At 66.5% G+C, this 26887-nt stretch carries 26 protein-coding genes; 1 reads left to right on the top strand and 25 read right to left on the bottom strand.

What is annotated here, in order from left to right; genetic code table 11:
- Window positions 1–2: 2 nt before the first annotated feature.
- From P7B02_RS10845 to sidA, 21 genes are all read right to left on the bottom strand, one after another.
- On the bottom strand, window positions 3–1181 hold the full coding sequence (locus P7B02_RS10845; RefSeq protein WP_277786360.1) for an NAD(P)/FAD-dependent oxidoreductase: 1179 nt from the start codon (window positions 1179–1181) through the stop codon (window positions 3–5).
- Between the two features lie 66 nt (window positions 1182–1247).
- The gene (locus P7B02_RS10840; protein WP_277786359.1) at window positions 1248–2588 is read right to left on the bottom strand and encodes a sensor histidine kinase; all 1341 of its coding nucleotides are present in this window, start codon (window positions 2586–2588) and stop codon (window positions 1248–1250) included.
- A 97-nt stretch (window positions 2589–2685) separates the two neighbouring features.
- The gene (locus tag P7B02_RS10835; RefSeq protein WP_277786358.1) at window positions 2686–3219 is read right to left on the bottom strand and encodes a GNAT family N-acetyltransferase; all 534 of its coding nucleotides are present in this window, start codon (window positions 3217–3219) and stop codon (window positions 2686–2688) included.
- Window positions 3220–3221: 2 nt separating this feature from the next.
- The gene (gene lpxB, locus P7B02_RS10830; RefSeq protein ID WP_277786357.1) at window positions 3222–4388 is read right to left on the bottom strand and encodes a lipid-A-disaccharide synthase; all 1167 of its coding nucleotides are present in this window, start codon (window positions 4386–4388) and stop codon (window positions 3222–3224) included.
- Window positions 4385–5224, bottom strand: coding sequence for a UDP-2,3-diacylglucosamine diphosphatase (lpxI, locus tag P7B02_RS10825; protein ID WP_277786356.1), 840 nt, complete (start codon window positions 5222–5224; stop codon window positions 4385–4387). Before lpxI ends, lpxB begins: the two co-directional genes overlap by 4 nt.
- Before the next feature lie 4 nt (window positions 5225–5228).
- Window positions 5229–6023, bottom strand: a complete 795-nt coding sequence (gene lpxA / locus P7B02_RS10820) for an acyl-ACP--UDP-N-acetylglucosamine O-acyltransferase (protein ID WP_277786355.1) — start codon at window positions 6021–6023, stop codon at window positions 5229–5231.
- Window positions 6023–6499: a 3-hydroxyacyl-ACP dehydratase FabZ gene (gene fabZ, locus P7B02_RS10815; RefSeq protein WP_277786354.1), complete on the bottom strand. Its 477-nt coding sequence runs from the start codon at window positions 6497–6499 to the stop codon at window positions 6023–6025. Before fabZ ends, lpxA begins: the two co-directional genes overlap by 1 nt.
- Window positions 6496–7521 carry a UDP-3-O-(3-hydroxymyristoyl)glucosamine N-acyltransferase gene (lpxD, locus tag P7B02_RS10810; protein ID WP_277786353.1) on the bottom strand — a complete coding sequence of 342 codons (1026 nt, stop codon included), beginning with the start codon at window positions 7519–7521 and terminating at the stop codon, window positions 6496–6498. The genes fabZ and lpxD overlap by 4 nt, the downstream gene beginning before the upstream one ends.
- A gap of 50 nt (window positions 7522–7571) precedes the next feature.
- Window positions 7572–8219, bottom strand: a complete 648-nt coding sequence (locus P7B02_RS10805; protein WP_277786352.1) for an OmpH family outer membrane protein — start codon at window positions 8217–8219, stop codon at window positions 7572–7574.
- 5 nt (window positions 8220–8224) lie between these two features.
- Window positions 8225–10585 (bottom strand): outer membrane protein assembly factor BamA, encoded by a 2361-nt coding sequence (gene bamA, locus P7B02_RS10800; protein ID WP_277786351.1) that lies wholly within the window; start codon window positions 10583–10585, stop codon window positions 8225–8227.
- 17 nt (window positions 10586–10602) lie between these two features.
- Entirely contained in the window at window positions 10603–11820 is a 1218-nt protein-coding gene (gene rseP / locus P7B02_RS10795; RefSeq protein ID WP_277786350.1) for an RIP metalloprotease RseP, read from the bottom strand.
- A gap of 9 nt (window positions 11821–11829) precedes the next feature.
- A complete protein-coding gene (gene dxr / locus P7B02_RS10790; protein WP_277786349.1) occupies window positions 11830–13038 on the bottom strand; it encodes a 1-deoxy-D-xylulose-5-phosphate reductoisomerase in 1209 nt (402 codons plus the stop codon).
- Window positions 13026–13853, bottom strand: coding sequence for a phosphatidate cytidylyltransferase (locus tag P7B02_RS10785; protein WP_277786348.1), 828 nt, complete (start codon window positions 13851–13853; stop codon window positions 13026–13028). Before P7B02_RS10785 ends, dxr begins: the two co-directional genes overlap by 13 nt.
- Entirely contained in the window at window positions 13831–14601 is a 771-nt protein-coding gene (uppS, locus tag P7B02_RS10780) for a polyprenyl diphosphate synthase (RefSeq protein WP_277786347.1), read from the bottom strand. Before uppS ends, P7B02_RS10785 begins: the two co-directional genes overlap by 23 nt.
- 28 nt (window positions 14602–14629) lie before the next feature.
- The gene (gene frr / locus P7B02_RS10775) at window positions 14630–15193 is read right to left on the bottom strand and encodes a ribosome recycling factor (RefSeq protein WP_277786346.1); all 564 of its coding nucleotides are present in this window, start codon (window positions 15191–15193) and stop codon (window positions 14630–14632) included.
- A gap of 37 nt (window positions 15194–15230) precedes the next feature.
- On the bottom strand, window positions 15231–15950 hold the full coding sequence (gene pyrH / locus P7B02_RS10770; RefSeq protein ID WP_277786345.1) for a UMP kinase: 720 nt from the start codon (window positions 15948–15950) through the stop codon (window positions 15231–15233).
- 97 nt (window positions 15951–16047) lie between these two features.
- Window positions 16048–16989 (bottom strand): translation elongation factor Ts, encoded by a 942-nt coding sequence (gene tsf, locus P7B02_RS10765; RefSeq protein WP_277786344.1) that lies wholly within the window; start codon window positions 16987–16989, stop codon window positions 16048–16050.
- Between the two features lie 97 nt (window positions 16990–17086).
- The gene (rpsB, locus tag P7B02_RS10760; protein WP_277786343.1) at window positions 17087–17920 is read right to left on the bottom strand and encodes a 30S ribosomal protein S2; all 834 of its coding nucleotides are present in this window, start codon (window positions 17918–17920) and stop codon (window positions 17087–17089) included.
- A gap of 227 nt (window positions 17921–18147) precedes the next feature.
- A complete protein-coding gene (locus tag P7B02_RS10755) occupies window positions 18148–18507 on the bottom strand; it encodes a GFA family protein (RefSeq protein ID WP_277786342.1) in 360 nt (119 codons plus the stop codon).
- Between the two features lies 1 nt (window position 18508).
- Window positions 18509–21946, bottom strand: a complete 3438-nt coding sequence (gene dnaE / locus P7B02_RS10750) for a DNA polymerase III subunit alpha (protein ID WP_277786341.1) — start codon at window positions 21944–21946, stop codon at window positions 18509–18511.
- 29 nt (window positions 21947–21975) lie between these two features.
- Window positions 21976–22068: a cell division inhibitor SidA gene (sidA, locus tag P7B02_RS19690; RefSeq protein ID WP_431355806.1), complete on the bottom strand. Its 93-nt coding sequence runs from the start codon at window positions 22066–22068 to the stop codon at window positions 21976–21978.
- Window positions 22069–22197: 129 nt separating this feature from the next.
- Between sidA and P7B02_RS10745 the strand changes: the two genes are divergently transcribed.
- Window positions 22198–22806, top strand: coding sequence for a methyltransferase domain-containing protein (locus tag P7B02_RS10745; RefSeq protein ID WP_277786340.1), 609 nt, complete (start codon window positions 22198–22200; stop codon window positions 22804–22806).
- Here P7B02_RS10745 and P7B02_RS10740 read toward each other — a convergent pair.
- Genes P7B02_RS10740 through proS form a run of 4 tightly spaced genes read right to left on the bottom strand, consistent with a single transcriptional unit; the run spans window position 22803 to window position 26578 of the window.
- Window positions 22803–23273, bottom strand: coding sequence for a ribonuclease H (locus tag P7B02_RS10740; protein ID WP_277786339.1), 471 nt, complete (start codon window positions 23271–23273; stop codon window positions 22803–22805). The two genes, P7B02_RS10745 and P7B02_RS10740, sit on opposite strands and share 4 nt — an antisense overlap.
- Window positions 23274–23275: 2 nt before the next feature.
- The gene (locus P7B02_RS10735) at window positions 23276–23965 is read right to left on the bottom strand and encodes an ABC transporter ATP-binding protein (protein ID WP_277786338.1); all 690 of its coding nucleotides are present in this window, start codon (window positions 23963–23965) and stop codon (window positions 23276–23278) included.
- Window positions 23958–25253, bottom strand: a complete 1296-nt coding sequence (locus tag P7B02_RS10730) for a lipoprotein-releasing ABC transporter permease subunit (RefSeq protein WP_277786337.1) — start codon at window positions 25251–25253, stop codon at window positions 23958–23960. Before P7B02_RS10730 ends, P7B02_RS10735 begins: the two co-directional genes overlap by 8 nt.
- The gene (gene proS / locus P7B02_RS10725) at window positions 25250–26578 is read right to left on the bottom strand and encodes a proline--tRNA ligase (protein WP_277786336.1); all 1329 of its coding nucleotides are present in this window, start codon (window positions 26576–26578) and stop codon (window positions 25250–25252) included. Before proS ends, P7B02_RS10730 begins: the two co-directional genes overlap by 4 nt.
- Window positions 26579–26887 lie beyond the last annotated feature (309 nt).

The following is a 26887-nucleotide window of genomic DNA, read 5'->3' as shown; positions in this document are numbered from 1 at the left end:
ACCTAGACCGCCTGCCCCGCCGCCCAGCCGCTGGACCAGGCCCACTGGAAATTGTAGCCGCCCAACCAGCCGGTGACGTCCACCACTTCGCCGATGAAGTAGAGGCCGGGAACGGCCTTCACCTCCATGGTCTTGCTGTCGAGCGCATCGGTGTCGACACCGCCCAGGGTCACTTCCGCCGTGCGATACCCTTCGGAGCCGACCGGCTTCACGCGCCAGCGGTTCACGGCTTCGTCGATGGCGCGCAGCACCTTGTCCGGCGTGTCGGCCAGGTTCCCCTTGGCGCCGGCCTCAGCGGCCAGCAGATCGGCCAGCCGTGAAGGAACAACAGCGGTCAGGGCGTTGTGCACGGCCTGGCGGGGGTTGGACGCCTTGGCGGCCTTCAACGTCTCGAAGACGTTCACGCCGGGAGCCATGGAGACCTCGATCTCGCCGCCCTCGCGCCAGTATGAGCTGATCTGCAGAATGGCCGGGCCGCTGAGACCGCGGTGGGTGAAGAGCATCGCCTCCGCGAACCTGGTCTTGCCGCTGGCGACCACGGCGTCCACCGCTACGCCGGCCAGGGGCTTCAGCCGCTCCAGCTTCGAAGGATCGAAGGTCAGCGGCACCAGGGCCGGGCGGGTCTCGCGAACCGGCACGCCGAAGTGGCTGGCGATCTCATAGCCGAGGCCTGTCGCCCCCATCTTGGGGATCGATTTGCCGCCGCACGCCACCACCAGCGAGGCGCAGCGGACGGAGGTCTTGTTCAGCCGGACTTCATAGCCCTCGTCCGCATGGTCGATGTTCTGGACGGCCGTCTCCAGCCACAGGGTCACACCCGCCGCGTCCATCTCGGTCAGCAGCATCTCGATGATCTGCTTGGCCGAACCGTCGCAAAACAGCTGCCCCAAGGTCTTCTCGTGCCAGGCGATCTTGTAGCGGTCGACCAAGGCGATGAAGTCACGCTGGGTGTACCGGCGCAGGGCCGAGATGCAGAAGCGCGGATTGGCCGAGATATAGGCCTCGGGCCGGACGTCCAGATTGGTGAAGTTGCAGCGCCCGCCGCCGCTGATGCGGATCTTCTCACCCGGCGCGGAAGCATGGTCGATCACCAGGACCTTGCGGCCGCGCTTGCCCGCCTCGATGGCGCACATCATGCCGGCGGCGCCGGCGCCGATCACGACGACGTCGAAAGTCTGCATGGAAGGTGTCCCGGAAAGCGAAGGAGCGCCGTTGTGCTCGCAACGGCGTCCACGGTCAACGCAGGGCTACTCAGCCAGGACGATGGTCGCCGTTCCGACAGGCATCGGCAGGATCAGGCTGAACACGGACCCGCGCGGCGTGCCGGCCCGCGCCTGCACCCGTCCGCCCATGAGCTCCGCAAGGTCACGGCTGACCGCCAAGCCCAGGCCCGTGCCGCCGTACGTCTTGGCCGTGCGCGCCGCGCCCTGGACGTACGGCGTGAACAGGCGCTCAACGGCGTCGGGCGGCACCCCAGGACCGTCGTCCACCACGTCGATGCGCACCTGCTTCAAACCGCCCTCGCGCTGCACGCTGAGGCGAAGGGCGACACGCCCACGGTCCGTGAACTTGATGGCGTTGGACAGGAAGTTGTTGAGGATCTGTCGCAGGCGGTTCGGATCGCCCTGAACCCAGATCGGCCCGCTGGCTATGTCCGGCGCCTCGAACTCCAGCCCCTTGGCGTGAGCGGCGGTCTGCCAGAAGCGCGCGACGTCCACCATGCTGCCGACCAGCTCGAAATCCCGCACGTCCAGCGCCATGGCGCGGGCCTCGACCTTCGAGCGGTCCAGCAGGTCATCAAGCAGCTTGCCCATCAGGCGTGCCGCGTCGGTGATCGTGCGGGCGGCCGAAATGGTCTTGTGGGGCGCAACGCCCTCCTCGATCAAAGAAGCGCCGGCCGTGACCGTGGCGAGCGGGCTGCGCAGCTCCTGGCTGACGATGGCGGCCATGGCGGCGCGGTTGGCCACCGCCTCCTCCGCTTCGCGTCGTCGCGCCTCGGCTTCCTGGCGTGCCGCCAGCTCCGCCTTGCGGGCCCTGTAGACCCGCTCCCACGCCGCATGCGCGCCTGACAGGAAGAGGCCGAAGCAGACCACCAGGATCGCCAGAGATCCCTGCTTGTTGATCGCCGAATGGACGATCATGGCGATCGTGGTCAGAACGAATGGCGCGGCGCCCACATAGAAAACCGCCCGTGATTCAAGGGCCGAAGTCGCATTGACCAGCACCACCCCGGTCAAAAGCAGCAGCGACATCGTCACCGACGTCAGATCCCCCCGCGTCCACAGATAGTAGATCGCTGTGCAGCCGATCACCGGCAGGAAGGTGATCACCGTCAGCGCCGCCATACGGCCGCCGATCGAGTTGCCAGCCTTGGCTGGATTGAGCCTGAACGGCCGCATGACGAAGAATTCGATCGTCTGGCCGATCACATTGGCCACAAGCCAAGGGATGATGAATCGAACTTCGCCCAGCTCGTAGAACGCCCAGGACATGGCGATGAGGGTGGACAGCCGGACAGGCGCCTGCTTCAGGCGCTCATGCGCGCTGGCGGCCAGCCCCCGGCGTAGTTCGTCGTCGTCACGCAGCACTCTTGGCCTCCCCCAGGCGGCGAAGCCAGTTTAACCAAGGCGGCGCTTTACGCCAAAGGACATGCAAGCGCAGCGGGCGAATGTCGCACCCCTTGCACTAGTTGGGTTTGCGTTCGAACAGGATGACCGGTTCGTTGCGATAGGTGGCGTAGGCGAAGGGTTTGAACCCGGCCTTTTCCGCGACCTTCACCGACGGCGCGTTGTCGATGTTGATCATGCAGACCGTCCTGGCATCGGCGCCGAAGTGCTGTTCGCCCCAGGACAGGACGGCGGCCAGCGCCTCGCTCGCATAGCCCTTGCCGTGGGCGTTGGGCGCCAGGGCCCATCCCGCTTCTGGCGTGTCGCCAAACGACGGCTCCAGCGTCCGCTGGAAATCACCGAAACCGATCTCGCCCAGATAACGGCCGGTTCCCTTCTCCTCGATCACCCAGAAGCCATAGCCCAGTGCGGCCCAGTGGCCGATGTAGCGAAGAATTCGCGGCCAGACCTCTTCACGGCTCTGCGGACGCCCGCCGATGAACCGCGTGACCTCTTCGTCGCCCCAGAGCGCCGCGCTGGCATCCAGATCACTAATCCGGAATTCGCGAAGGATCAGGCGCTCGGTTTCGATGACGGGGGCCTGGGTCGGCATGTTCAGTTCCTTTCGGCGGTCAGCCGTAGAATCGCCTTGGCGGCGGCGTCGGCAGGATCAGGACCGCCTCGGCCCATGAGGTCCAGAGCCGCGAATTGCTTTTCCGCCTGCCTTCGTCGCAAACCCGGATCGTTCAGGCGGCTTTCGATCTCGGCAGCCAGTTTAGGACCCGTGCAGTCATTCTGGATCAGCTCCGGCGCCACGAACTCTCGCGCCGCGATGTTGAACAAGGTGATCCAGGGCGTGAGGATCAGGTGCTTGAGAATGGCGTGGGTGATCTTGCCGATCCGATAGCCCACCACCATCGGCACCCCGGCCAGAGCGAGCTCTATCGTCACCGTCCCGCTGCAAGCCAAGGCCACCGTGCCGGCGACCATGGCGTCGTCCTTGAGCCCCTCATCCTCGATCACGTGGACCCGATATGGCCAACCCGCCGCCCTCGCCTTCACGGCCGCGGTGACGGTCGATGCGGCCGGGATCACCACGTGCAGCTCGGGATGCCTGGCCTTCACCCGGCTGACCGCATCCTCGAAAGCCGGCATGACCCGCTCGATCTCCGCCGGGCGGCTGCCCGGCAGGACCAGCAGAATCGGCTCGTCTGGATGCGCGCCGATCGCCTCGCGCAGGCGTCGCGGATCGGCCTTGGAGAAATCCTTGGCCAGGGCGCCGTTGCCGACAAAAGTCGTCGGCAGGCCTTCTTTCTCGAAATAGGGAGCGTCGAAGGCGTGGATGGCCAGCAGGTGATCCACCGCCTGAGCCAGCACCTTCGCCCGACCGGGACGCGAGGCCCAGACCTGGGGCCCCACGTACTTGACCAGCAGGATGCCGGGGTCGATGGCGCGCAGCGCCTTGGCCATCCGGACCGTGAAGCCCCAGCTGTCGATCAGCACGGCCACATCGGGCCGGTCCGCCTGCGCCATGGCGGCGGTCTCGGCGACGCGCTTCTTGACCCGGCCGTAGGCTCTCACGCCCTCCCACAGCCCCAGGATAGAAAGCTCGGCGATATCGAAGGGGCTCTCGATCCCCTCTTCCGCCATGCGGGCGCCGCCGACGCCGATGAAGCGGACATCGCCGCCCAGCTTCTTCTTCAACGCCCGCGCCAGCTCCGCGCCCCGCTGATCGCCCGAGGCCTCGGCCGCCACCAGCATGACGGTCAGCGGCTTGGTCACGGCTGGGCAGGCTCCACGCCGAGAATGAACAGGCCCAGCTCGTCCGCCATGGCGATGACAGCCTCCCGATCCAGCACGATCAGTCGTCCCGCCTCGCCCACGATGCCGGACAGCCCGGCGCGCGCCGCGCGTTGGACGGTGGCGACCCCGATGGTCGGCAGATCGACGCGGGTCTCCTGGATCGGCTTCGGCGCCTTGGCCAGAACGCCGCGCAGATGCTCCGCGGAGCCGCGCACAGCCTCGGGGAGGTCCGCCACGCGGCGGAGCATGGCGTCCGTGCCTTCCTGCGCCTCCACGGCCAGCACGAGGCCGCGGCAGACCACACAGCCTTGCCCGATGTCGAGCCGGCCGATCTCACGGGCGACTTCCAGGGCGCGGGCGATATCCACCCCATCACCGTCTGATGGCGAATGCGCACCGAGACGACCGACCGGCAGGGTCAAGCCGGCGACGACCTCGTGGGCGCCCTCGACCACAAAGCCTTCCTTCTCGAACTCGGAGAGGATCTTGCGCAGCAGGGCGTCATCCCCTTGCTTCGCGGCCGCCACGACGCCCGGCAAGGCCGCCAGGCCGCGCAGATCAGGCTTCAGGGCGGAGAAGTCCGGACGGCTGACATTGCCGGCGAAGCAGACCGCCTCGCAGTTCGCATCCTTGAGCGCCTTGATGCACTTGCCGAGTTCGGCGAGCCCCACGTCGACGCCGGGAAAGTCACGCATCTCCGGACCGGCGAAACCGCGCAGGCGCATGACCGCGAAGGGCCGCTCAGCCGATCGGCAGTGGTTGGCGATCTCGGCGGGAAGCGTGCCGCCACCCGCGATGATGCCGAGCTTCCTCACGACCTCAGACCTCGCGCTCCGGCAGGCAGAGCGGCCGGTTGGCGTCGGCGCGGATGAAATCGACGATCTCCATCACCTCCGGCGAGGTGGCGTGGTTTTCAGCCACTTCGTCGATCCGCTCCTGGAACGTGCCTTCATCGGCGAACAGCAGGCGGTAGGCGGCGCGCAGGGCGTTGATCGTCTCGCGCGAAAAGCCCCGACGCTTCAGGCCGACCAGGTTCAGCCCCTCCAGGTGGGCATGGTTGCCCCACACCGATCCGTAGGGGATCACATCCTTGGTGACGGCCGCGAGGCCGCCGATGAAGCTGTAGCGGCCGATGCGGCCGAACTGGTGCGCGGCGGCGAGACCGCCCATGAACACGAAGTCGCCCAGCACAACGTGCCCGCCCAGGGTCGCCCCCTTGGCCATGACCACGTTGTCGCCGACGATGCAGTCATGCGCCACGTGCGCGGCGACCATGTACAGGCCGTCCGAACCGATGGTGGTCACGCCCCGGCCCGACGCCGTGCCGGTGTGGAATGTCACATGCTCGCGGATGATGTTCCGGGCGCCGATGCGCAGCTCGGTCTTCTCGCCCTTGTGCCCCAGGTGCTGCGGCGGTCCGCCGAGATTGGCGAAGGGATGCACGACGCACCCCTCGCCCACAGTCGTGACGCCCTCGACGACCACGTGGCTCATCAGCTTCACGCCCGCGCCCAGGGTCACGTCGGGGCCCACGATGCTGAAGGCGCCGATCTCGACGTCGTCCGCCAGGGTCGCGGCGGGATCGACAAGGGCGGTGGGGTGAACGATGGGCATCAGCGGGGCGTCTCGACAACCATGGCGGCGAACTCGGCCTCGGCGGCGACCTTGTCGCCCACCATGGCCTGGCCGCGGAACTTGAAGATCGAGGAACGCGCGCGCACGACCTCGACGTTCATGCGCAGGACATCGCCCGGACGCACCGGGTGGCGGAAGCGGCAGTTGTCCACAGACATGAACAGGATGGTCTTGCCCTCCACGTCCACTTCCAGGGACTTGGACATCAGGACAGCGCCCGTCTGGGCCATGGCCTCGACGATCAGCACGCCCGGCATCACCGGATTGTCGGGGAAGTGGCCCATGAAGAAGGGCTCGTTCATCGTCACGCACTTGATGCCGACGATGGACTGATTGGCGCGATAGTCCTCGGCCCGGTCCACAAGCAGGAACGGATAGCGGTGCGGAATCCGCGCCAGGATTTCGCTGATGTCGATCGAGATCGACTGTTCGGTTTCCGCGTCCTTGCGGCTCATTCAACACCCCCGGATTTGCGGCCCGCCGCCATGCGCGCAAGCCACGCGGTCTCCCGCAACCATTGTCGGATCGGCTGGGCGGGAAATCCGCCCCAGGTTTCGCCGGCCGGCACGTTCTTCATCACCCCGGCGGCCGCGCCGATGCGCGCGCCATCGCCGATGACCAGGTGGTCCGCCACACCGGCCTGCCCCCCCATGCTCACCCCATCACCCACGATGGTGCTGCCCGAGATGCCCGTATAGGCCGCCAACAAGCAGTTGCGACCGATACGGACGTTGTGGGCGATGTGCACGAGGTTGTCGATCTTGGTGTTCTCGCCCACCACGGTGTCGTCATAGGCGCCGCGGTCGATGCAGCAATTGGCGCCAAGCGTGACGTTGTCCTGCAGCAGAACGCGGCCGAGCTGCGGCAGGTCGATGATCCCGCTGGCGCTGACCGTCGCGCCGAATCCCGCCTCGCCGATGACGGCGCCGGCATAGATGCGAACGCGGTCGCCGATCATGGCGAAGCCGATCACCGCCCGGGCGCTGATCTCGCAGTCGCGGCCGATCGTGACCCCTGGACCGATCACCACGCCTGGGCCGATGCGCGTGCCGCGCCCGATCTGGACGTCCGCACCGATGACGACGCCTGGAGACACCAGTACGCCCTCTTCCAGCCTCGCGGTGGGATCCACCGCCTGAACACCGGTCTCGAAACGTCGGGCGCGGTGCAAGCGATTGGCGGCGGCGGCCCAGGCGACCTGGGGACGATCCACGACAACCGCGGCGCAGCCCTCGGGCACATCGCCCGCCACCGCCTGGGTGACGAAGCAGGCCCCGGCCTTGGTCGCCTTCAGATCAGCGACGTAACGCTTGTCGGAGAAGAACCCGATGCTGTCGGCGTCGGCGCGCGCCAGCGGCGCGACAGACCTGATCGCCAAATCGGCCCGTTCAGACGAAAGAAGCTGGCCGCCGGTGAGGCGGGCCAGCTCCGAAAGCGTGGCCGGACCCAGGTCTTCGTAAAAGCGCGGGTCGGGCATGGCTGTTCTCAATCCGTCTCTAAGGTCCCGCGCCGCGACGCGGGCGAGACTCACTTACGCGCAGGCGGCGTAGTTTGGGCGGCGGGAGCCGGCTGGTCCAGACGTTCGCGGTCGAAAGCGAAGGTCTGAATCTTGCCGTTCAGGCCCTGGACGACCTGATCGTTGATCGACATGGCCGGGTTGCCCACCAGAACGGCGTTCTGATCGACCAGAACGGCGCACTTCTGAGCCTGATAAACCTGACGCACGATCGGGTTCATCTCGGTGGCGACGCGGTTCAGCGCCTTCTGCTCGGTGGCGGCGACTTCGCGCTGACGCAGCTGGGCCTTGCGCTCAAAGGCGTTCGCCTTGACCTGCAGGGCGGCGGCGCGCTGTTCCAGGGTGTTCTGGTCGAGCGTGGCGCGCTGGGTCTCCAGGGTCTTGGCTTCGGTCTCAAGCGCGGTGCGCTCGGTCGTCAGCTCGGAGTTCACCTGGGTGGCGATCTGTTGCAGGCGGGTGTTCACGGCTTTGCCGACGGCCGAATTGGCGACCACGGCGGCGCTGGAGAACAGGCACATGCCGGGGATGGCCGCGCCATGGGTCATGGCCGGAGCAGCCGGGACAGCGGCCGGAGCTTGGGTCTGGGCCAGCGCGGTCGACGCGATGGCGAGACCGGCGACCACGCCGGAGGCGGTCGCGACGATGTTGCGGAGGGTCATGGAGCTTAGAACCTTGTGGAGGTGGAGAACCGGAACGTTTCGGTCCTATCGTAATCTTCTTTGGCCAAAATTCGGCTGAAGTCGAAACGGATGGGGCCCATGGGCGAACGCCAGTGGATGCTGACGCCCGCTGAAGCGCGCAGGGACAGATCGTCCCGAATGAAGTTGTCGAACACGCCAGGCTGTTCTTGCTTATCTTCGTCGTCGAGCATGCCGACGGTGCCGAAGTCGCTGAAGAGCGACGCCTTGATGCCGTACTGTTCCGGCAGGTAGGTCGGGATCGTCAGTTCGAACGTGCCGATGGCGTACAGCTTGCCGCCCAGGGCGTCGTCGTTGCCCGAGGTGTCGCGCGGACCGATGCCGGCGATTTCGAAGCCGCGGAACGTGTTGCCGCCCTTGTAGAAGCGGTCGTTGATCCGGATGCTGTCGCCGCTCCAGCCTTCAATATAGCCGGCCGTGCCCACGAAGCTGAGGATGAAGTCCTTGTTGAAGCCGTGGAACCAGCCGCCGCCGACCTCGGTCTTCAGGTAGTTCATGTCGCCGCCGAAGCCGGCGAGATCCTGGGTGAAGTCGCCGTAGAAGCCGCGCGTCGGGTTGATCGGGTCGTTCCGGCGATCCAGGCGCAGACCGTAGCCGACGAGCGAGGTCACGAACGAACCGCGCTGACGGCACAAGATCTGCGAGACGGAGCCGCCTGAGCAGTACTCGTCGCCGATCATGACGTCGTCGGTCTTCAGCTGGTAGCGCATCGTCATCGACGCGTTCTGGGTCAGCGGGAAGCCGACGCGCAGGGTGCCGCCCAGCGACTTGGTGTCATAGGCGGCGAACTCGCTCAGATCGTAGCGGAACGAGAACAGGTCGATGCCGGCCCGCAGGTCGCGGCCCATGAAGCGCGGCTCGGTGAAGCCCAGGTCCACCTGCTGACGCAGCGAACCGACCGAAACGCGGCCGCGGACGTTCTGGCCACGGCCGCGGAAGTTGCGCTCGGTGATGCCGAGGTCGATGACCGCCTTTTCCACCGAGCTGTAGCCCGCGCTGAAGGACAGTTCGCCGGTCGGCTGCTCCTCCACCTGCACGCGCAGGGTGGTGCGGTCCGGCTGGGCGCTCGGCTGTTCGTCGATCGTCACGTCCTTGAAGAAGCCAAGGGCGCGGATCTGGTTGCGCGAACGGTCCACCAGCACGCGGTTGTAGGCGTCGCCCTCGGCCACGTTCATTTCGCGGCGGACGACGGTGTCCAGGGTGCGGGTGTTGCCGACGATGTCGATACGGTCGATGTAGACGCGCGGACCTTCGCGGACCAGGAAGGTCACGTCGACGGTCTTGTTCTCGCGGTTCGGCGTGTAGCGCGGACGGACATCCACGAAGGCGAAGCCCGCAGCGCCGGCGGCGAAGGTCAGCGAGTCCGTCGCTTGTTCGATGCGCTGGTCTTCGTACAGCTCGCCCGAGCGGATCGGCAGGATCGCCGCCAGGATCTGTCCGTCGAGCTTCTTGTTCTCGGTGTCCACCGAGATCTTGCCAAACTTGTATTCCTGGCCTTCGTCGATCGTGTAGGTGATCACGAAGCCGTTCTTGTCCGGCGACAGCTCGGCCACCGCCGAGATGACGCGGAAATCATAGTAGCCGCGGTTGCGGTAGTGCTTGCGCAGCTGCTCCTTGTCGTACTCGATCCGGTCCGGATCGTAGTTGTTGTTCGACGAGAAGAACTTCAGCAGGCGGCTTTCCTCGGTCACGACCACGTCGCGCAGGTCGTTGTCCGAGAATTCGCGATTGCCGATGAAATTGACGTTCAGGACGCCGCTTTTCGGGCCTTCATTGATTTCGAAGACCAGGTCGACGCGCTTTTGCGGCAGTTCGACCACCTTCGGCGTCACGGTCGCTGAGATGCGGCCCGAGCGGCGATAAAGTTCGATGATGCGCTGGACGTCCTGCTGAACCTTGGCGCGGGTGAAGATGCCGCGCGGACGGATGGTCACCTCGTCCCGCAGCTTGTCTTCCTTCATGGCCGAGTTCCCCTCGAACACGACCTGGTTGATGATCGGGTTCTCGACGACCTGGATCACCAGATCCGTGCCCTGCATCTGCATGGCCACGTCGGCGAACAGGTCGGTGCGGAACAGGGTCTTCACCGCCAAGTCGAGGCGGGCCGGATCGACCGTGTCGCCGATCTGAATCGGCAGGTAGGAGGTCACCGTCCCCTGCTCGATCCGCTCGTTGCCCTGCACCACGATGCGCTGGACGACGCCGGTCTGCTGGACCTGGGCCATGACCGTCGTCGGCGCCGTCATGGCCGTCGAGCCCAGAAGGAGCGCGAAGCCGGAGAAAAGCGCGGCGCGACGAACGCGGGGATTCTTCATTGGATAAGCCATGACCGGTGGGCGGGCGCTCAGGAGAACAAGCCGCCGAGGAATTGGAACACTCGCAAGCGCTGCAGATCGTTCCACGTCGCGAACAACATGAATCCGAGGAGCAGCGCAAGGCCTACGCGATATCCGGCCGCCTGGACCTTGGCGCCCAAGGGACGCCGTGCGACCGCCTCGTAGGCGTAGAAGAGCAGATGCCCGCCATCGAGCACGGGAATCGGCAGGAGATTCATGAAGCCGATGCTGACAGAAAGCACCGCCGCCAGACCCAGCAATGAGACGAAGGCGCCCAGCAGCATGAAGCCGAAGTCAGGCGCGCCTTCCGCGCCGGCTTGCGCCACCGCGCCGGACGCCTGAGCAATGCGGATGGGGCCGCCGAGTTGTTCGGCCGAGACCTGACCCGTCACCAGACGGCCCAGGTAATAGATGGTGGTGTCCAGCACCTCCCAGGTCTTGCGGGCGCCCACGACCACGGCTTCGACGGGATTGTAGCGGGTGCGGACCACGTCGGAAGCGGTGACCTGGCTGCTGATCCCCAGGCGGCCGACTTCCTGGCTGCCGCCGGTGGGATCCACGTCGCGAACCATGGCTGGCGTCGCGGTCAGGTCGACAGTGCGCCCTCCACGGTCGATCTCGAACTGGATCGGCACGTTGGCGCGCACGATGATGTAGCGCTCAAGGTCCTCGAAGCTGCGAATCTTCCGGCCGTCCGCCTCGAGCACGACGTCGCCCGGCTGGAAGCCGGCGGCCGCGGCCGCACCGCCCGGCGCAACGCCGGTGACACGGGCCGGATGGGTGATCTCGCCCACCGTGCTGAGCAGCAGGGCGAAGAGGAAGACCGCGAGGATGAAGTTGGCCATGGGGCCAGCCGCGGCGATGCAGGCTCGCTGCCATAGAGGCTTGAAGTGATAGTACTTGCTGACCGCCTGCGCGCCCTCAACGCGGGTGATCTGGCTGCGCAGATGATCCAGGTCTTCCTGATCCGGCACGCTGGCGGCGTTGTCGTCCCCCGAAAAGCGGACATAACCGCCCAGGGGGGCCCAGCCGATGCGCCATTCGACGCCGGAGCGGTCCACACGCTGGAAGATCGGACGGCCGAAGCCGATGGCGAAGCGGTCGATGGCGACCCCGAACCACTTGGCCACCAGGAAGTGGCCGAGCTCGTGCACCGTGACCACCAGGGTCAGCACGAACAGGAACGGAATGATGTAGGTCAGCGCCGTCTGGGCGAAGCCGAGCATTGGGTCTTCCTAACCGTGAGCCAGAAGACGCAGGCGGTCGATGACTTCACCCGCTCTCTGACGGGCGCGTCGGTCGATCGTCATCGCGTTCTCCAACACGTCGCTGCTCGCCCCCGCGATCAGTTCCCCGTCGCGGTCGAGACGTTCAACAGTCTCGGTCACGGCGGCGGCAATATCGAGAAAGCCGATCCTGTGGTCAAGGAAGGCGGCGACGGCCGCCTCATTGGCCGCATTCATCGCCGTGGTGGCTCCCTGCCCGGCCCGCAGCGCCTGGCGCGCGATGGCGATGGCGGGGAAGCGTTCTTCGTCCGGCGCCTCGAAAGTCAGTTGGCCCATCTTGGCCAGATCCAGCCTGGGCGCGGGCCACTCCAGCCTGTCCGGCCAGGCGAAGGCGCAGGCGATCGGCGGGCGCATGTCAGGCACGCCCAGCTGCGCCAGGGTCGAGCCGTCAGCATATTCGACCATGCTGTGGATCACGGACTGCGGATGTATCAAGACGTCGATCCGCTCCGGCGGCATGGCGAACAGGTACGACGCCTCGATCATCTCGAGGCCCTTGTTCATCATGGTCGCGGAATCGATCGAAATCTTGGCGCCCATCGACCAATTTGGATGAGCCTTGGCTTGAGCCGGGGTCGCTGCACGCATCGCGGCCAAGCTGGCGCTGCGGAACGGGCCGCCGGAGGCCGTCAGGATCAGGCGCGTCACCTTGTCCACGCACGCGGGCTGCAGCACCTGGAAGATCGCCGAATGCTCGGAATCGACGGGAATCACCGTCCCGCCGGCGGCGCGCGCCGTCTCGATCAGCGCCGGGCCTACGCAGACCAGGCTTTCCTTGTTGGCCAGGGCCACGACCGCGCCGGTTTTCGCCGCCGCCCAGGTGGGGGCGAGGCCGGCGGCGCCCACGATAGCCGACATGACCCAGTCGGCGCCCATGGCGGCCGCATCGATCACAGCCTGAGCGCCCCCCGCCACGGCGACGCCCGAGCCGGCCAGGCCGGCTCGCAGTTGTGAAAGCCGCGCCTCGTCCGCGATCACCGCGACCTGGGGCCGCCAGCGCAGAGCCTGCTCGATCAGCTTGTCGACATTGCCGCCCGCCGTCAGGGCGAGAATTTCGACCTCGGCTGCGGACTTTTCGAGGAGATCAAGGGTGGACACCCCCACCGATCCGGTGGAGCCGAGCACCACAACTTTACGCGGCGTGCTCAAAAGGCCCATCCGTAGTGGACGATCAGCCGGATGGCGGCGACGGCCACCACGGCGAACAACAAACCGTCGACGCGATCCAGCAGGCCGCCGTGGCCAGGGATCAGATCGCCCGAATCCTTTACGCCGAAACGACGCTTGAGGAACGATTCCCAAAGGTCGCCGGCCATGGTCGCCGCACCACCCGCCAGGCCCGCCAGAGCGGCCAGCGGCCAGGTGAGGCCGAGGCGCGTGATGAAGTTGACCAGAACGCCGGCCAGGATCGCGGCCAAAAGGCCGCCGAACAGGCCCGACCAGGTCTTGTTGGGCGAGATGCGCGGCCACAGCTTCGGGCCCTTCAGGGCGCTGCCGGTCAGGAAGGCGAAAATGTCCGCCGACCAGGCGACGATGAACACCATCAGCGTCCAGCCGATCCCGTGCGGCATGGCCCGCAGCCAGACCAGCGCGATGAAGGCCGGGGCGAGATAGACGACCCCATAGGCCGCATCCGCCCGCCGCTCCACGGCCCCGCGCGCCGCGAGGCCCGCCGCCGCCGCCCCGAGCACGGCGGCCAGCCAAGCCAGGCGATAGAAGCCGAACTGCGCCACCACCACGCCGAACATCACCGCGACGCCGATGATCACCGCCAGCAGATAGGGTGACTTGGGCGCGGTCATGAAACCCCACTCGCGAGCCAGCAGGCCCACGGCGACGGTCAGCATGATCACGAACGGCCAGCCGCCCAGCCAGACGGCCGCGACGACCGCGGGGATGAGAACCACGGCCGAGACGGCGCGAATGCCGAGATTGCTCCAGTCGAAGCGTCTAGCCGGCGGCGAGGACGTCATCGACCATGGCTCCGCCATATCGGCGCTCGCGCGTGGCGAACTCCGCGATTGCGGCCTTCAGGTGTTCGGGCCCGTAGTCGGGCCACAGCACGTCCTGGAAGACCAGTTCGGCGTATGCGCCTTCCCAGAGAAGGAAATTGGACAGCCGTCGCTCGCCGCTGGTGCGCACGATCAGGTCGGGCGGCGGGGCGTCGGCGGTGGACAGGGAGCGTTCGAACAGCGCCTCGTCGAGATCGGAGGCCTTGGCCCTCCCCTCCTCGACCGCCTTGGCGAACTTGCGCGCAGCGTCGACGATGTCGGCCTGGCCGCCATAGTTGAAGGCCACCTGCAGATGGAAGGCGGTGTTCTCGGCGGTGCGGCGCTCCGCCCGCTCGATCACTTCCAGCACGTCGGGCGACAGCCCCTCGCGGCGGCCCAGGATGGTGACCCGCACCCCTTCCTTGGCCAGGCGCTCCAAGTCGCTCGACACATAGGCCTTCAGCAGGCCCATCAGTTCGGAGACCTCGGCGGCGGGACGCCGCCAGTTCTCGGTGGAGAACCCGAAGACGGTCAGTCGGCCGACGCCGACAGCGGCGGCCCCTTCGACCGTGCGCTTGAGCGCCTTGACGCCCTCGCGGTGGCCGAAAGTGCGCGGCAGGCCGCGACGCTTCGCCCAGCGGCCGTTGCCGTCCATGATGATCGCCACGTGCAGCGGCGCCGTCCCGGCGTCCGCCGGTCGCGCTTCGCTCTGCTGGCCGGTCATCGTCATGCGGCTTTTCCCTGACAGCCCTGACGGCCTAAACCTGCATGATCTCTTGTTCTTTGGTTTTCAAGGTCTCGTCGATGCGCTTCACCGCTTCGTCGGTGAACTTCTGGACCTCGGTCTCCATCTTCTTCAGCTCATCCTGGCTGATGACGGCGTCCTTCTCGGCCTTCTTGAGATCGTCGTTGGCGTCGCGGCGGACGTTGCGGACGGCGATCTTCTGCTGCTCGGCATACTTGCCGGCCAGCTTGGCCAGATCCTTGCGGCGCTCTTCGGTCAGCGGCGGGATCGGGATGCGCAGGTTCTGACCATCGACGACCGGGTTCAGGCCCAGGCCGGCGGCGCGGATCGCCTTCTCCACCGACACCACGACGCCTCGGTCCCAGACGCTGACGCTCAGCGAGCGCGGCTCGGGCGCGGTGACGTTGGCCACGGCGTTCAGCGGGGTCATGGAGCCGTAGGCTTCGACCATCACCTGATCCAGCAGGCTGGCCGAGGCGCGGCCGGTGCGCAGGGAGCCGAACTCCTCCTTCAGCGCGGCGACCGCCTTGTCCATGCGGTCCTTGTACTTCGACAGAACGGGCTTCTCAGCGGCCATGTCAGGCTCTCTCTTGTTCTCGGTTCAGTCAGACGGTTCAGGCGATGGTGGTATGCACGCCATCGCCGGCGAGGACGCTGAGCAGATTGCCGCGCCCCTTGATGGAGAAGACGACGATCGGGATGGCGCTGTCGCGCATCAGGCTGATCGCCGAGGCGTCCATGACCCGCAGATCCTTGGCCAGGACGTCCTGGTGGCTCAAGCGGTCGTAACGCTGGGCGCTCGGGTCCTTCTTCGGGTCGGCGGTATAGACGCCATCCACGCTGGTGCCCTTGAACAGGGCGTCCACGCCCATTTCAGCAGCGCGCAGGGCCGCGCCCGTGTCGGTGGTGAAGAACGGCGCGCCGACGCCGGCGGCGAAGATCACGACGCGGCCCTTCTCCAAGTGCCGCTGCGCGCGGCGGCGGATGTAGGGCTCGCAGATGGTGTCCATGGGAATGGCGGACTGGACGCGGGTCTGGACGCCGATGCGCTCCAGCGCGTCCTGCATGGCCAGGGCGTTCATGACCGTGGCCAGCATGCCCATGTAGTCGGCGCTCGCGCGCTCCATGCCCTTGGCCGCGCCGGCCAGGCCGCGGAAGATGTTGCCGCCGCCGATCACCAGGCTGAGCTGGATGCCCTGGCGGACGATCTCGGCGATGTCCTGAGCCACCGCCTCGACGGTGTTGGTGTCGATGCCGTACGGGCTGTCGCCCATCAGCACCTCGCCGGAGACCTTCAGGAGAATCTTGCGATAGCGGGGCGTCTGAAGGGTCATGGGCGGGCTCTCGTCGACTCGTGGACGCAACATAAACAAGGGCGCGGCGCGCGTCGAACGCGCCGCGCCCTCATAGGGTACTCTAATTGACTAGGGCTTAGCCCTGACCGGAAACAGCCGCCACTTCCGCGGCGAAGTCCTCGGTCTTCTTCTCCACGCCTTCGCCCAGGGCGAGACGGGTGAACGCCTTGATCGACACCGGAGCGCCGAGCGTCTTGCCGGCGTCGGCCAGCAGCTGCTCGATGGTCTGGTCCGGGTTCATGACGAAGGCCTGCTTCACGAGCACGACTTCTTCCAGGAACTTGCGGATGCGGCCTTCGATCATCTTTTCGACGACGGCGGCCGGCTTGCCCGATTCCAGAGCCTGCTCGGTGAACACGGCCTTTTCACGCTCGATGGCGGCCGGATCCAGATCTTCCGGCTGCAGCGACAGCGGAGCGGTCGCGGCCACGTGCATGGCGATCTTGCGGCCCAGGTCGCGCAGAGCGGCTTTGTCCGAAGCGGTCGAGTCGAGGGCCACCAGCACGCCGATGCGGCCGAGGTCCGGCGCGGTGGCGTTGTGGATGTACGACGCGACGACGCCGTTATCGACCGTGAAACGGGCGGCGCGGCGGACCATCATGTTCTCGCCGATCGTGGCGATCAGGTTGGTCAGGTGCTCCTGAGCCGTTTCGCCGCCGGCCAGCTTGGCGCTGGTGATGGCTTCGATCGAACCGTCGGTGCCGAGCGCGGCTTGCGCGATCTGGCGGGCGGCGGTCTGGAACAGGTCGTTGCGGGCGACGAAGTCGGTTTCGGCGTTCACTTCGACGGCGGTGGCGGTTTCGCCAGCGCCGTTTTCGACGACGGCGACGGCCACGAGGCCTTCGGCGGCGGCGCGGTCAGCCTTCTTGGCGGCCTTGGACAGGCCCTTGGCGCGCAGCCAGTCGATGGACGCGTCGATGTCGCCGTTGTTTTCGGCGAGCGCCTTCTTGCAGTCCATCATGCCGACGCCGGACTTTTCGCGCAGCTCCTTGACGAGCGCGGCGGTGATCTCAGCCATGAGAAATCTCCAGATAAAAAGTTGGCGACCGGGCTGATCTAGCCCGGTCGCATGTCAGATTTCGGACGGCCGCCCCATTTCGGCGCGGCCGAAACGCTTAGCTGGCGGCCGGCTCTTCAGCGACGGCTTCGTTGGCTTCAGCGGTCGCTTCTTGAGCGGCGGCCGGAGCTTCCGGGGCCAGTTCGCGGGCCAGGGCCGGCTCGACCGGGGCGACCGAAGCGCCCAGGTCCACGCCCGAGGCGGCTTGGCCGGCGGCCAGGCCGTCCAGAACGGCGTCGGCGATCAGGTCGCAGTACAGCTGCAGAGCGCGAGCGGCGTCATCGTTGCCCGGGATCGGGTAGGTGATGCCGTCCGGATCGCAGTTGGTGTCCAGGATGGCCACGACCGGGATGTTCAGCTTGCGGGCTTCCAGGATCGCGATCGCTTCCTTGTTGGTGTCGATCACGAACATGATGTCCGGAATGCCGCCCATGTCCTTGATGCCGCCCAGCGACAGTTCGAGCTTGTCGCGCTCGCGGGTCAGCTGCAGCAGCTCTTTCTTGGAGCGGCTGCCCGGGGTCTCCAGCAGGCCTTCCAGTTCGCGCAGGCGAGCGATCGAGCCCGACACGGTGCGCCAGTTGGTCAGGGTGCCGCCGAGCCAGCGGTGGTTGACGTAGTACTGGGCGCAGCGCTTGGCCGCAGCGGCGACCGGATCGGAAGCCTGACGCTTGGTGCCGACGAACAGCACACGGCCGCCGGCGGCGGCGACTTCACGCACCTTCACCAGAGCTTGGTGAAGCAGCGGGATGGTCTGCGACAGGTCGATGATGTGGATGTTGGAACGCGAGCCGAAGATGTAGCGGTCCATCTTCGGGTTCCAGCGGTGGGTCTGGTGACCGAAGTGCGCGCCAGCTTCGAGCAGCGAACGCATGGAGAATTCGGGAAGCGCCATAAGATATTTCCTTCTTCCGGTTGCGCCTCCGCAGGCAAACCCCGAACCGACGAATTCGATCTGGGACCGGAACGGTACGGACGGGGATTTACCCGCTCATGCCGAACGCCTGCGTGTGTGATGGCGCGCGAGATAGGCGCAAACGACGTTAAAATCAAGCGCCGCCGCGCGAACCGACCGAAAGGAGGCGGGAAAGCGCCCGCCTCATCCCGCGCACAGACTGAAAATCAGAAGTTCTTGCCGTCCACCAGGGCGGGGCTGAGATCCTTGGCCTCGATCCCGTCCAGGCAGCGGACGTTCAGCGCGATCATGGTCTTGCCGTCCGGCGTGCGGCCCCGGGCGAAAGACTCGATCCCGCAGGTGGCGCAGAACATGTGGTCGATGGCGTTGCGGTTGAAATGGAAGGTCGTCTGGGCGTCCTCCCCCTTCAACAGCTCGAAATTATCCGGCGTGGTGAAGGTGAGGATCGAGCCCAGCTTGCCGCAACGCGAGCAATTGCATTCGATCAGCTGGTCGAGACTGGCGTTCGCCTTGTAGCGCACCGCGCCGCACTGGCAGCCGCCCTCGAAAGTCTGCATTCCGTTCATTCTAGGCCTCTTCGAGATAGAGCACGCCCGGCGCGGTCTTCAGGGCGCCGCGCAAGGGCGCATCCAGATTGTATCGGCCGGGCAGCTTCATCTCGACCTCACGCCCCCCCTCCAGGCTGGCGATCAGCATGATCTCCCCACCCTTCTGGCCGACGCCGGCCTCCAGCCGCTTCCGCAGGGCCTCGATCTCGGCCGAGCGCGGCGAGACGTGGACGCGCAGGGACGCCACCGCCCCCTCGATCGCCTTCTCGATGGGCTCCGCGTCGTCGCCGAAGAAACGCACCTCTCCATCCCGGCCCTTGGCCCGCACCTTGATGACGACAGCCTTGCCAGGCTCCAGCACATCACGGCACCGGCGCAGTTGCTCCGGCGGGAACAGGACTTCGTATTCCCCGGTGGGGTCGGACAGCGAGACGAAGGCGAAACGGTCGCCGCTCTGCTGCACCCGCTCCTGACGTCGGCGGACCACCCCGGCCATCTTGAAGGCTTCGGCCCCCGCCTCGGCGCGGACGATGGCCTCGGCCAGCAGGGTCGTGCGCTTGCGGCGCAGGGCGTCCACCATGTCATCCAGCGGGTGGCCGGTCAGATAGAAGCCGACAGCGGCCAGCTCCTCGTCCAGCAGCTGGACCTGGTTCCACGCCTCGGTGCGCGCCATGGGCGGACGGGCGGAGGCGACATTGTCGCCGCCCAGCAGGCTGAGCTGATCGGAGACGCGGTCGGCCGCCACGCTCTGACCGTAGGCCGCGAGCTTGTCGGCCATGGCCATGATCTGGGCGCGGTTGGGGTGGATGGCGTCGAAGGCCCCTGCCCGCGCCAGGTTTTCCAGGGCGCGCTTGTTGACCTGCTTGGGATCGACTCGCTCGACGAAGTCGAAGATGTCGCGGAAGGGCCCGCCCTCGTCCCGCACGGCGACCAGATGCTCCATGGCGGTGAGACCCACGTTGCGCACCGCCCCCAGGGCGTAGAGCACTTCGCCGTTCTCGACCTCGAAGTCTGCGCCGGAACGGTTCACGCACGGCGGCCGCACCTTCACCCCGAACTTGCGGGCGTCCTGATAGAAGACCGCCAGCTTGTCGGTGTTGGAGATGTCGAGGCTCATGGAGCCCGCGTAGAACTCCACCGGCGCGTTCGCCTTCAACCAGGCCGTATGATACGAAATCAGGGCGTAGGCGGCGGCGTGAGACTTGTTGAAGCCGTAGCCGGCGAACTTGGCCACCAGTTCGAAAATGCTGTCCGACTGCGCCTCGGGGACGCCCTTCTCGGACGCGCCTTTGACGAAGCGCGCCTTCTGGAGGTCCATCTCCTCCTTCTTCTTCTTACCCATGGCCCGGCGCAGCAGGTCGGCTTCGCCGAGGCTGTAGCCCGCCAGGATCTGGGCGATCTGCATCACCTGCTCCTGGTAGACGATGACGCCATAGGTCTCGCGCAGCACGGGTTCGAGCGTCGGGTGCAGGGTGTCGACGGGTTTGCGGCCGAACTTGCAGTCCACGAAGGTGTCGATGTTGTCCATCGGACCCGGGCGGTAGAGCGAGATCAGGGCGGTGACCTCCTCCAGCGTTCCGGGACGCATCTTGCGCAGGGTGTCGCGCATGCCCTGGCTTTCAAGCTGGAACACGCCGACGGTCTGGCCTGAGCTCATCAGTTCATAGGACGGCAGATCGTCGAACGGCAGGGCCGACAGGTCCACCAGCGCGCCACGCTTGGCCATGTGCTTGACCGCCCGGTCGAGCACAGTGAGCGTCTTCAGGCCGAGGAAGTCGAACTTCACCAGGCCGGCGCTCTCCACCCACTTCATGTTGAACTGGGTGGCGGGCAGTTCGGAACGCGGATCCTTGTAGAGCGGCGTCAGCTCGGTGAGCGGACGGTCGCCGATCACAACGCCGGCCGCGTGGGTCGAGGCGTTGCGGAACAGGCCCTCCAGCAGCAGCGCCACGTCGAGACAGCCGGACACCGCAGGGTCGTCGCGCTTGGCTTCCTGCAGGCGCGGCTCGATCTCGATCGCCTTGGCCAGGGTCACGGGATTGGCGGGGTTGGCCGGCACCATCTTGCAGAGCCGGTCCACAAGGCCGAGCGGCAACTGCATCACCCGGCCCACGTCCCGCAGCACGGCGCGCGCCTGCAGGGAGCCGAAGGTGATGATCTGGGCCACGCGGTCGCGACCGTATTTCTCCTGCACGTAGGAGATCACCTCTTCGCGGCGCTCCTGGCAGAAGTCGATATCGAAGTCGGGCATGGAGACCCGCTCCGGGTTGAGGAAGCGCTCGAACAGCAGGCCGAAGCGCAGCGGGTCGAGATCGGTGATGGTCAGGGCCCAGGCGACCAGGGAGCCGGCGCCCGAACCGCGCCCCGGTCCCACCGGAATCCCCTGTGACTTGGCCCACTTGATGAAGTCCGACACGATCAGGAAGTAGCCGGGGAATCCCATCTTCTGGATGATCCCGACCTCCCGCTCCAGGCGGGCCCAGTATTCCTCCTCCGGCACGGCCAGGCTCGGCAGCGCTTCGAGGCGTTTCCTGAGGCCCTCCCTGGCCTGGTGCGCCAGTTCTTCCGGCTCGCTGCGGCCGGCGCCGGTGTCGAACCGCGGCAGGATCGGGTCGCGCTTCTTGACCATGAAGGCGCAGCGCTTGGCGATGTCGAGGGTGTTGTCGCAGGCCTCCGGCAGGTCGGAGAACAGCCGGCGCATCTCTTCCGCCGACTTGAACCAATGCTCGCTGGTCACCCGCCGGCGCTCATCCTGACCGACAAAGGCGCCGTCGGCGATGCACAGCAGGGCGTCATGCGCCTCGCTCAGGGACGGTTCGCCGTAATAGACGTCGTTGGTCGCCACCAGCGGCACGTCGTTCTCATAGGCGAACGCCACCAGCCCCGGCTCGGCCAAGGCCTCTTCATGCTTTCCGTGTCGCTGCAGCTCGACATAGAAGCGGTCGCCGAAAACTCTGGCCATTTCGGCCAGGGCGGCGTTCGCCTCAGCGGTCTTGCCGGCGGCGAACAGCGGGTCCACGGGCCCATCCGGTCCGCCGGACAGCAGCAGCAGCCCCTCGTGGTGCTGGGCCACCAGGCTCCAGGGCACCGAAGGCTCCGACATGCCGTCGCCATTCAGATAGGCGGCGGAGGAAAGCTCCGAGAGATTGAGATAACCGGTCTCGTTCTGCGCCAGCAGCACGATGGTCGGCGTACGAGCCCAGCGCTCCGGCGGCCGGTCGCCGATGCCGGTGATCGGCAGGGCGCAGCCGACGATCGGCTGGACACCCGTGTCCTTGGTCGTGACCGAAAATTCCAGGGCCCCGAAGAGATTGGCCCGGTCAGCCAGGGCCGCGGCAGGCATCTCCTGCTGGGCCGCGAGCTTGCCGATGGCGTCGGCCTTGATGGCCCCCTCCAGCAGCGAATAGGCGGAGCGGACCCGCAGATGGACGAAACCTTCAGCCGCGCCATCCGCCATCAATCCATCTCCCGCTAGGCGGCCGCGACTCAGGCCACCAGAAACGCCATCGAACACATCATCCAGACGAAGCCGGCGACGGATGCAAGCGCCAGAGATTCACGAGCGATACGAAGAGCCATAAAAGCCTCCCTAGTTGCCCGTTTGTTCTATGTTCCAATTTTGTTCCGGTCAATAGCCCTTCCGCGGAATCGCGCCATCATGCCGGCCGCAAAACGGGGCGAGAGATGCAGGAAACCAGCAAGTCGATCATGCGGCGTTCTAGCGACGCACGCTTCGCCACCCGCTGGCTCGTCGGCGCGGGCATCGACATCGGGGCCGGTCAGGACACGATCGGCAACTACGGCCAGCTCTTTCCGCTGATGACCAGTCTGCGGAGCTGGGACCTGCCGGACGGCGACGCCATGCTGATGGAAGGCGTGCCGGACGAGAGCTTCGACTTCGTCCACTCCAGCCACTGTCTGGAGCATCTGGTCGATCCGATGGTGGCGCTGGGTCACTGGATCCGCATCTGCAAGCCGGGCGGCCACATCGTCATCATGATCCCCGACGAGGACATGTACGAACAGGGAATCTTCCCCTCGACCTTCAATGACGACCACAAGTGGACCTTCACGACGGGCAAGCGCGAGAGCTGGAGCCCCCGGTCCGTGAATGTCATGGACCTGCTGAGCCAGTTCACGAACCTCATCAGCGTGCAGAAGATGGAGGTGCTGGACGCCTGCTTCCTGCAAGGTCTCGTCCGTTTCGATCAGACAGTCCTGGTCACCGGCGAGAGCGCCATCGAGATCGTGCTTCGCAAGCGTCGGCCGGAAGAGATCGCGCGCAAGGGGCGCTACCCTGACCCTGCAGCCGCCTAGGCGCTCAGGCCCGGAAACTTCGACAGGTTCGGCTTGGGGATCGCGGTCTTGAACGGCCCGGTCGCCTTGGTCTTGTCACGCGCCTGATCGGCCCAGGCGGCGACAAAACCATGGGTCGCGCCAGGCACGGCCATGCGGCGGAACTCCAGCGCCTCACGCCGCGGCGCTAGCAGAGCGTCGATCTGAGCCCACATATCCCCCTCCTCCACTTCGACCGGCTTTCCGGCGAGCCGGGTCAGGGCGATCTGAGCGACCGCGACATCGTCGCAATGAATGATCAGCTTGGCGCCTGCCGGCGCCGCCCTCACGGCTTCGATCAGCCCGACCAGCTGCATCCGGCGCAAGGTCGTCCGCCGCTCTCCGCCAGCCATGCCGCTGGCGACGCCATCCTGGGCAGAGACCCAGGACCAGCCGCCATAGCCCGGCGGACCGGTGACGCTGCCGGCGGTCCAGAGGCTGACCGTCATGATCAGAGGTCGCTGCGCGCTTCCAGGTGGCCGTCCTTCAGGGCGAACACCCGGTCCATGAACCGCGCCAGCTCCATGTTGTGCGTGGCGATCAGGCAGGCCACGCCTTCGTTGCGGGCCAGATCGTAAAGCGACTGGAACACGGAGGCCGAGGTGGCCGGATCGAGGTTCCCGGTCGGCTCGTCCGCCAGCAGCAGGCGCGGTCGATTGGCGAGCGCACGGGCGATGGCCACCCGCTGCTGCTCCCCGCCCGAAAGCTGGGCCGGCTGGTGCTTCACGCGGCTTTCCAGGCCGAGCTGGGTCAGCAGCTCCATGGCTCGATCCTCCGCCTCACGCTTGGACTTGCCGGCGATCAACAGCGGCAAGGCCACGTTCTCCAGCGCGGAAAACTCCGGCAGCAGATGGTGGAACTGATAGACGAAGCCGATGGTCGACAGGCGCACGCGGGTGCGCTGACGCTCGTTCATGTTGGAGCAGTCGCGGCCGTCCACGACCACTTCCCCGGCGTCGGGATGCTCCAGCAGGCCGGCGGCGTGCAGCAAGGATGACTTGCCCGAGCCCGACGGGCCTATCAGGCCGACGATCTCGCCGGCGTTGACGTCGACATCCACGCCTTTGAGCACCGGCAGCTTGCCGGCCTCGGTGACATAGACGCGCTCGACGCCCTTCAGGTGGAGGATCAGCTTACTCATAGCGGAGCGCCTCCACCGGATCGAGGTGAGACGCCCGCCAGGCCGGCGGCAGGGTGACCAGGAACGACACGATCACAGCGAACAGGGTGACGATGCCGACTTCGCTCCACTCGATCCGCGCCGGGATGTGGCTGAGGAAGTAGATCTCGGCGTTGAACACCTTGGTGCCCGTCACCGCTTCCAGAACCTTCTGGATCGGTTCGATGAAGGTGCAGAACAGCACGCCGGCGGCGAGGCCCGCCAAGGTGCCGAGCACGCCGATAGACGCGCCCGCCATGAAGAAGATGCGCAGGATAGCCCCCTGCCCCGCACCCATGGTTCGCAGGATGGCGATGTCCTTGCCCTTGTTCTTCACCAGCATCACCAGGCCGGAGATGATGTTCAGGGCGGCGATGGCCACGATCATCATCAGGATCAGGCGCATGGCGGCGCGTTCCACCTGAAGCGCGTCGAAGTACGCCTTGTCCTTCTGGGTCCAGTCGGTGACGAACGCCCCCGGCCCAGCGGCGCGGCTTACGACCGGGCGCATGCCGCGCGCGTCGTCGGGATCGTCCACCTTCACCTCGATCACGTCCACCGACTGGTCACGGCCGAAGAACAACTGCGCCTGGTCGATAGGCATGTAGATGAAGGCCGCGTCGAACTGGGTCATGCCGACCGAGAACACGCCGCCGACCACATAGTCCTTTTCCTGGGTCGCCGTGCCGAAGGCCGTGGCGGGACCGGAGGGCGAGACCAGCTTGACCACATCGCCGGGCTTGACGCCCAGCCCCTCGGCCAGGCGGTCACCGATCAGAACCGTGTCGCCGCCGAACTCGCCCTGGCCGAAGGCGGCCATGGAGCCTTGCTTGATGTTGCCAGCGATGATCGGCGTGGCCTTCAGGTCGGCCGGCGCGATGCCGCGGACGATGGCGCCCGTGATCTGGGCCGGCCCGATGGCCATGGCCTGGGCCTCGACCATAGGCACGGCCTGCACCACCCCGTCGGCCCGGCGGATGCGCTGGGTCGCGGCGAAGGTCTGCACCGGGTCGGACAGCACCTGACCCGAGACGAACAGGTGGCCGTTGAAGCCGAGCATCTTGCCCAGCAGCTCCGTCCGGAACCCGTTCATCACGCTCATGACGATGATCAGCACCGCCACCGCCAGCATGATGCCGACGAAGCTGATGATGGAGATCAGGGCCACGCCGCCGTTCTTGCGCTTGGCGCGCAGATAGCGGGCCGCGACCGAGCGCTCCCAGGCGCTGAAGGGAGGCGCGACGCTGCCCGCGAGCGCCTCGGTCTTCATGCCTTCGCCTTCTTGGCCAGGCCTTCGATCACGGCGTCAAGCGGCGCGGTGGAGCGCTCGCCGGTGGCGCGGTTCTTGATCTCCACCTGACCCTCGGCGATGCCTTTCGGGCCAATGATCATCTGCCAGGGGATGCCGATCAGATCCATGGTCGCGAACTTGGCGCCCGGTCGATCGGCCGTGTCGTCATAGAGCGCGCTCTGGCCAGAGGCGTTGATCGCCGCATAGGCCTTCTCGCACGCCGCGTCGCAGGCTTCATCGCCCGGACGCAGATTGATGATCGCCACATCGTAAGGGGCCACGGCCTCCGGCCAGATGATGCCGCCTTCGTCGTGGCTGGCCTCGATGATAGCGCCCAGCAGGCGCGAGACGCCGACGCCGTAGGAGCCCATGTGAACGAAGTGCTCCAGGCCGTCCGGGCCGGTCACTTTGGCGTTCATCGGCTTCGAGTACTTCTCGCCGAAATAGAAGATGTGGCCGACCTCGATGCCGCGGGCCGACAGACGCTTGTCCTCCGGCACGGCGTTGAACGCCGCTTCGTCATGCATCTCTTCGGTGGCGGCATAGAGCGCGATGCGCTGGTCCACCAGCGGCTGCAGATCGCCCTGGAAGTCGACGTCGGGTCCGGGCGCGCCCATCTCCACCAGATCCTTGTGACAGAAGACCTGGCTCTCCCCGGTCTCCGCCAGAACGATGAACTCGTGAGAAAGATCCCCGCCGATCGGGCCGGTGTCGGCGCGCATCGGCACGGCCTTCAGGCCCATGCGCGAGAAGATGTTCAGATAGGCCACGAACATGCGGTTGTAGGCGGCGCGGGCCGTCGCTTCGTCGAGGTCGAAGGAATAGGCGTCCTTCATCAGGAACTCGCGGCCGCGCATGACGCCGAAGCGCGGGCGGCGCTCGTCCCGGAACTTCCACTGGATGTGGTACAGGCTCTTGGGCAGGTCCTTGTACGACTTCACATAGGCGCGGAAGATTTCGGTGATCATCTCCTCGTTAGTCGGCCCGTAGAGCAGCTCACGCTCATGCCGGTCGGTGATGCGCAGCATCTCCGGGCCATAGGCGTCGTAACGGCCCGACTCCCGCCAAAGGTCGGCCAGCTGAAGCGTCGGCATCAGCAGCTCGACGCCGCCGGCCCGATCCATCTCTTCGCGGACGATCTGTTCGACCTTGCGCAGCACCCGCAGACCCAACGGCAGCCAGGCGTAGATGCCGGCGGCCTCCTGCCGGATCATGCCGGCGCGCAGCATGAGCTGGTGAGAAACGATCTGGGCGTCGGCCGGGGCTTCTTTCAGCACCGGCAGGAAAAAGCGCGAAAGGCGCATGTGCGGCAAGATTCCTGCGAGAAAGCGAAGGGGCTGAGATACCCCTTCGGTCGCAGACTTGGCAATGAACGTGGAGAAAAGAAGGCCGCGCAATCTGCGCGGCCTTGATAGTTGTCGTCGGGGAATTACGCCACGGAGCACGACCGAGCGGCCATGCCTCATGTGATTGACGGTAGCCGCATCGCCGCCGCCGGCGCACCGTGAACCGCCATCCCCTCCCGTTTCAGGTGAAACCGCCCAAGGCTTGAGCGATCAGCGACCAAACCATGCGCATACGCCCAAGTCTTGGGCGCCGCGCCGGTTCAGAAG

The organism is Caulobacter segnis, from assembly GCF_029543125.1.
Lineage (GTDB): Bacteria > Pseudomonadota > Alphaproteobacteria > Caulobacterales > Caulobacteraceae > Caulobacter > Caulobacter segnis_D.
The sequence above is the reverse complement of the archived record's forward strand: the minus strand, read 5'-3'. Positions and strand labels throughout refer to the sequence as shown.

Coding starts and splice junctions, on each gene's coding strand:
- P7B02_RS10845 (WP_277786360.1), bottom strand. CDS start 1,181: ATGCAGACTTTCGACGTCGTCGTGATCGGCGCCGGCGCCGCCGGCATG.
- P7B02_RS10835 (WP_277786358.1), bottom strand. CDS start 3,219: ATGCCGACCCAGGCCCCCGTCATCGAAACCGAGCGCCTGATCCTTCGC.
- lpxA (WP_277786355.1), bottom strand. CDS start 6,023: ATGCCCATCGTTCACCCCACCGCCCTTGTCGATCCCGCCGCGACCCTG.
- fabZ (WP_277786354.1), bottom strand. CDS start 6,499: ATGAGCCGCAAGGACGCGGAAACCGAACAGTCGATCTCGATCGACATC.
- lpxD (WP_277786353.1), bottom strand. CDS start 7,521: ATGCCCGACCCGCGCTTTTACGAAGACCTGGGTCCGGCCACGCTTTCG.
- P7B02_RS10805 (WP_277786352.1), bottom strand. CDS start 8,219: ATGACCCTCCGCAACATCGTCGCGACCGCCTCCGGCGTGGTCGCCGGT.
- bamA (WP_277786351.1), bottom strand. CDS start 10,585: ATGGCTTATCCAATGAAGAATCCCCGCGTTCGTCGCGCCGCGCTTTTC.
- rseP (WP_277786350.1), bottom strand. CDS start 11,820: ATGCTCGGCTTCGCCCAGACGGCGCTGACCTACATCATTCCGTTCCTG.
- dxr (WP_277786349.1), bottom strand. CDS start 13,038: ATGGGCCTTTTGAGCACGCCGCGTAAAGTTGTGGTGCTCGGCTCCACC.
- P7B02_RS10785 (WP_277786348.1), bottom strand. CDS start 13,853: ATGACGTCCTCGCCGCCGGCTAGACGCTTCGACTGGAGCAATCTCGGC.
- uppS (WP_277786347.1), bottom strand. CDS start 14,601: ATGACGATGACCGGCCAGCAGAGCGAAGCGCGACCGGCGGACGCCGGG.
- frr (WP_277786346.1), bottom strand. CDS start 15,193: ATGGCCGCTGAGAAGCCCGTTCTGTCGAAGTACAAGGACCGCATGGAC.
- pyrH (WP_277786345.1), bottom strand. CDS start 15,950: ATGACCCTTCAGACGCCCCGCTATCGCAAGATTCTCCTGAAGGTCTCC.
- tsf (WP_277786344.1), bottom strand. CDS start 16,989: ATGGCTGAGATCACCGCCGCGCTCGTCAAGGAGCTGCGCGAAAAGTCC.
- rpsB (WP_277786343.1), bottom strand. CDS start 17,920: ATGGCGCTTCCCGAATTCTCCATGCGTTCGCTGCTCGAAGCTGGCGCG.
- P7B02_RS10755 (WP_277786342.1), bottom strand. CDS start 18,507: ATGAACGGAATGCAGACTTTCGAGGGCGGCTGCCAGTGCGGCGCGGTG.
- dnaE (WP_277786341.1), bottom strand. CDS start 21,946: ATGGCGGATGGCGCGGCTGAAGGTTTCGTCCATCTGCGGGTCCGCTCC.
- sidA (WP_431355806.1), bottom strand. CDS start 22,068: ATGGCTCTTCGTATCGCTCGTGAATCTCTGGCGCTTGCATCCGTCGCC.
- P7B02_RS10745 (WP_277786340.1), top strand. CDS start 22,198: ATGCGGCGTTCTAGCGACGCACGCTTCGCCACCCGCTGGCTCGTCGGC.
- P7B02_RS10740 (WP_277786339.1), bottom strand. CDS start 23,273: ATGACGGTCAGCCTCTGGACCGCCGGCAGCGTCACCGGTCCGCCGGGC.
- P7B02_RS10735 (WP_277786338.1), bottom strand. CDS start 23,965: ATGAGTAAGCTGATCCTCCACCTGAAGGGCGTCGAGCGCGTCTATGTC.
- P7B02_RS10730 (WP_277786337.1), bottom strand. CDS start 25,253: ATGAAGACCGAGGCGCTCGCGGGCAGCGTCGCGCCTCCCTTCAGCGCC.
- proS (WP_277786336.1), bottom strand. CDS start 26,578: ATGCGCCTTTCGCGCTTTTTCCTGCCGGTGCTGAAAGAAGCCCCGGCC.